Genomic DNA, 612 nt, shown 5'->3' with positions numbered 1-612 from the left:
GATTTCATACCGGTGATATCAGACTTCATTTCGGAGACTTCGGATTTCAGACCTGTGATGTCAGATTTCATACCGGTGATATCAGACTTCATTTCGGAGACTTCGGATTTCAGACCTGTGATGTCAGATTTCATACCGGTGATATCAGACTTCATTTCGGAGACTTCGGATTTCAGACCTGTGATGTCAGATTTCATGCCTGTGATGTCAGACTTCATTTCGGAGAATTCGGATTTCAGACCTGAGATATCGGATTTCATGCCGGTGATGTCAGACTTCATTTCGGAGAATTCGGATTTCAGACCTGAGATATCGGATTTCATGCCGGTGATGTCAGACTTCATTTCGGAGAATTCGGATTTCAGACCTGTGACGTCGGATTTGATGCCGGTCACATCAGATTTTACGCCATATAAACCGGTCTCAATGCTGGTAACTTTTTGTACCAAAATCTCCAATAAGCCTCTTTCATCCATTACTTGTCCTCCTTCACAACTAATTTCACGGGTTAATAAGTTGACCTTTGTAAATAATATTATAGCATAAATTGGGGCAAAGAGAAAGAACATATGTTCGGTAGAAGGAAATAAATTTTTAGAATTTCAACTATTG

Annotated in this window: 1 pseudogene; it reads right to left on the bottom strand. The window is 40.2% G+C overall.

The features are described 5' to 3' along the window. Positions 1 to 476, bottom strand: a pseudogene (locus tag Ga0451573_RS18940) (hypothetical protein); the annotation flags it as partial. Between the last annotated feature and the right edge of the window lie 136 nt (positions 477 to 612).

The sequence above is a fragment of the Phosphitispora fastidiosa genome (assembly GCF_019008365.1).
In the GTDB taxonomy this organism is placed as follows: domain Bacteria; phylum Bacillota; class Thermincolia; order Thermincolales; family UBA2595; genus Phosphitispora; species Phosphitispora fastidiosa.
Note: the sequence above shows the minus strand (reverse complement) of the source record. Positions and strands in the feature narration are given on the sequence as shown.